This is a genomic window from Frankia sp. CcWB2, assembly GCF_977927585.1.
The window spans coordinates 16,717-17,947 of sequence record NZ_CDWRCM010000085.1; the positions used below are offsets into that span (position 1 = coordinate 16,717).

The window sequence follows — 1,231 nt, forward strand, 5'->3', positions numbered from 1 at the left end:
CCTGTACCAGCCCGGACTCGATCTCGGCGGCCAGCTCACCGCGCGCGATCTCGCGTTGATCACCGAGAAAGCCCGGCGCCCAACCGAGGTAGACAGGCCCGTCGAGCTCCTCACGCCAGGCGGCGATCTCCTCCCGCAGGACCGTGGTATCGATAGTGACCCGGCCGTCGCGGAGACCGAGGATCCGGGTAAACGGGTTGATCCCACCCTTCATCGCTGCGAGCAGGAGGAACGCCGGTGCCCGGTCCCCGTAGTGCAACGACTGCTTGGCTCCGCCGCGGACGGCGGTGAGGGTCCGCAGCAGCAGGGCGGCCCGCCGGCGCCGTTCGGGTAGAGGTAGCCGAAGGGCGGGCGACCCACGGAAGGTGAGGCTGTCGGCTCCACTCGCCACGGCATCCTTCGCCGCCTCGGCAGTCAACGCGATCTTCAGGCCGGAACCACCGGTCTCGAAGGTGCCGATTCGCGGCAGATCGAGCAGGAGGTCGCCGCCGAGTTCGGCGCTGTAGAGCTCGTGGCCGTGCAGGACCGGGTTCTCCCCCGCCTGAAAGCCGCGGCTCATGGTGCCGAAGTCCTCGGTTGGCCTGCGCGGGGCGACGGAGAGCAGGGTCCCGGTGGCGAACACGGTGTCGCGCTGGCAGGTCTGGGCCGCCTCCTTACCCTTCTTGGCAACCATGTAGCCGAACAGGTCGTCGTCGAAATAGCGATCCGGGCGACCCTCGGTGTGAGCTTGCTGGTTCTTCCCGGCGCCGCTGCGGGTGACGCCGGATCGGGGTTCCTGCGCCGGGACGGAGTCCCGCAACCAGCGGCGGAACGCCTGCGCGGAGACGTAGGGGTAGACGTCCCGACCGACCCGGAGCTGCTTGACCCGGGAGACATTGTCATCCGCAAGGCCGTTGTTCGGCGCGCCGGCCTTGATATCGAGCGCGACCTTGCCAACCAGGAAACTCATCGCTCCAGTCCTTCCACGAACTCGTCGTCCTCGCGGGCGAGCTTGATCTCTTCTTCCGCCTCGGGTAGATCCGCCAGCGCCTCGGCCGCGTCTTTCGGGCTCCACCCCTGTGCGTGCAGCGCGTTCAGGACTGCGATGAGCAGCAGCCGCCGGTAGATCCAGCCCTGTCCGTCCGGGTCGAACAGCAGCCGGAACTGGGTAGTCGTGAGCAGCGGGCTCGCGGTTCCCGCGGCCGGCGGGCGCAGGGCACGGCGCACGGCCTTGGTCTCCAGCCATTTCTGG

Annotated in this window: 1 protein-coding gene and 1 pseudogene; both read right to left on the bottom strand. The window is 68.7% G+C overall.

The window, feature by feature from the left end; genetic code table 11:
- A partial coding sequence (gene cas7i, locus ACY45C_RS11095; protein ID WP_462187535.1) for a type I-B CRISPR-associated protein Cas7/Cst2/DevR occupies positions 1-949 on the bottom strand: 949 nt, incomplete at its 3' end.
- Positions 946-1,231: pseudogene (locus ACY45C_RS11100) on the bottom strand (hypothetical protein); the annotation flags it as partial. The gene cas7i and the pseudogene ACY45C_RS11100, both read right to left, overlap by 4 nt.